This is a genomic window from Dietzia sp. B44, assembly GCF_014145245.1.
In the GTDB taxonomy this organism is placed as follows: Bacteria; Actinomycetota; Actinomycetes; order Mycobacteriales; family Mycobacteriaceae; genus Dietzia; species Dietzia natronolimnaea.
Genome location: NZ_JAALEF010000443.1, coordinates 1 through 2,039 on the forward strand (window position 1 = coordinate 1; position 2,039 = coordinate 2,039).

4 protein-coding genes and 1 pseudogene are annotated in these 2,039 nt (G+C 71.3%); all 5 read right to left on the reverse strand.

Translation table 11 applies throughout. The features are described from left to right. Positions 1-346 (reverse strand): annotated as a pseudogene (locus G6017_RS13760) (alkaline shock response membrane anchor protein AmaP); the annotation flags it as partial. Continuing rightward, positions 343-792, reverse strand: a complete 450-nt coding sequence (locus G6017_RS13765; protein ID WP_017838018.1) for an Asp23/Gls24 family envelope stress response protein — start codon at positions 790-792, stop codon at positions 343-345. The pseudogene G6017_RS13760 and the gene G6017_RS13765, both read right to left, overlap by 4 nt. A gap of 3 nt (positions 793-795) precedes the next feature. Continuing rightward, complete coding sequence (locus G6017_RS13770; protein WP_162845654.1) at positions 796-972, reverse strand: hypothetical protein; 177 nt, start codon at positions 970-972, stop codon at positions 796-798. Between the two features lie 84 nt (positions 973-1,056). Then, the gene (locus G6017_RS13775) at positions 1,057-1,587 is read right to left on the reverse strand and encodes an Asp23/Gls24 family envelope stress response protein (RefSeq protein WP_176475066.1); all 531 of its coding nucleotides are present in this window, start codon (positions 1,585-1,587) and stop codon (positions 1,057-1,059) included. Positions 1,588-1,790: 203 nt separating this feature from the next. Further along, positions 1,791-2,039 (reverse strand): hypothetical protein (locus tag G6017_RS16520; RefSeq protein WP_206682438.1); only part of this gene is annotated, 249 nt, incomplete at its 5' end.

The following is a 2,039-nucleotide window of genomic DNA, read 5'->3' on the forward strand; positions in this document are numbered from 1 at the left end:
GGCGGGCCAGGTCACGGCGGGAAATGGCGGTCTCGCCCGGGACGTCGTCCTCGAGGACCAGGACGCGCGACGGGCGTCCCGGCACGAGGGCGGCCAGCAGCAGAGCGAGCCCCACCACAGCCAGGACGACGGCGGCGATGCGCATCTCCGTCGATCCGATGCCGGTGCCCGAGATCGAGTCCACCGTGGCGGACGCCGCCGAGGGCCAGGTGCCGTCGACCAGGTAGGTCCCCAGCAGCCAGCTCCCCAGGCCGCCCGCGACCAGGAGCGCCGCGGCGAGCAGTCCCACCGGGATGGCGCGCGGTGGCCGTCTGATCAGTCCACTTCCGCGGGTCCGTGCACTCATCTCAGTGCTCCTCTCGTCGCGGTCCCGGGGTTGAGCCACGAGATCTCGATGTCCAACCGGCCCACCTGGAGGCCGGTCAACTCGCCGACCCTCTCGCGCACGTACCGGCGCAGGCCTCGGCAGGTGTCGGACAGGTTCACGGGGAACGCGACGCCCACGTCCAGCGTGAGCACGGCGACGGTCCCGTAGAGGTCGCAGGTGGCCGACGGGCGCGAGTCGAAGTCCCGGCGGGCGCCCACCCCCAGCAGACCTCCGGCGGCGCCGCCCACGTGGGTGTACTCGGAGGCGACCTGCTCGGCGATGCGGCCGACGACGGACGCGGGGATGGTGGTGAGTCCGCGCTCGGCGGCCGGCCGGAGCGCCTGGTCCTGCGGTGCGGACTCCTCGACCGCGGCCGGATCCGTGGCGGGCCGACGACCGGTCTGGTCAGTCTGCGCGGCGGTCACGGGTCACCGCCTCCGGCGATCGGTGAGGCCCTTGATCTCGACGCGCCCCTCCATGGCCAGGCCCACGGCCACACCGATCACGCCGAAGATCAGCACGATGAGGAACTGGCCGATGGAGCCGAACGCGGCGACGGCGCCGAGGAACAACCCCACCAGAAGTGTGAGATGGGTGGTCTTCATGAGAACTCCTCGCTCAAGGGGGTGCGGGGGCGGGCCGGGTGACCCGCCCCCGCGGTGCAGCAGTGGTCGGTGGGTGGGCGCGGATCAGCGCAGCTCGCCGCGCCCGCTCTCGGAGCTGGTGCGGACGTCGTCGCCGTCGTCGTCCTGGGGCAGGCGGACGTCGGCCACGTTGACGTTGACCTCGACGACCTCGAGTCCGGTGGTGCCCTCGACCTGGTCGATGATGTTGCGTCGGATGGCGTTGCCCACGTCGACGATCGAGGCGCCGTACTCCACGACCACCGTCACGTCGATCGCCGTCTGGGTCTCGCCCTTCTCGACGCTGATGCCGCCCGTGACGTTGGTCTGGGCGTTGGGGATGCGATCGGTCACGACCGAGAAGGCGCGTCGCGCGGCGTTGCCCATGTCATAGACACCGGGGACCTCGCGCGCGGCCATCCCGGCGATCTTGGCCACCACGGCGTCGTCCAGGGTGGTCACGCCGCGGGACGTCTGGAGCGGCCCGCGCGCGGGCTGCTTCTCGACGGACTTCTCCTGCGCCTCGGCCTGCGCGGCCTCGGCGGCCTGCTGCTCGCGCGACTGCTCACGGCCGGTCTTGGGAATTGCGTTCGACATGATTCCTCCTCGCGGGAAGGTCCGGCACCGGGCCGGGCCTTCGATGAACAACTACACAACTAAGACGTCACGAGTCGCCGGATCGTCACGAGAGATCTCGAACTTTTTCTCCGGGGCCTCGATCAGGTTTTCCGGGGCCTCGATCAGGCCGTGAACCTGCTGGTCACAGCGGCCTGGTGCCGGGTGGACGAGCCGTCGCGGCTCTAGTCCGTGATCCCCGGCAGACGATCGATCCGCACGCGCAGGGCACGCTCGGGCTGTCGCAGTCCGAACTCCGCGCGGCCCCGTCGACCGATTCGGGCGCCGCTGCGGGGCCGGGCACGGTGTCCGGGCCGGGCACTGTGTGCAGTCCGGGCACCGCGGCCATCGGACAGTGACACCGGGGCCCACAGGAGCACCGTGGTCACAACCACGACGAGGGCGAACACCGTCACGGTGAACACCGCGGGCGC

What these genes read in the sequence shown, in the direction of transcription:
- G6017_RS13775 (WP_176475066.1), bottom strand. Translation starts at nt 1,587, where the DNA reads ATGTCGAACGCAATTCCCAAGACCGGCCGTGAGCAGTCGCGCGAGCAG.
- G6017_RS13770 (WP_162845654.1), bottom strand. Translation starts at nt 972, where the DNA reads ATGAAGACCACCCATCTCACACTTCTGGTGGGGTTGTTCCTCGGCGCC.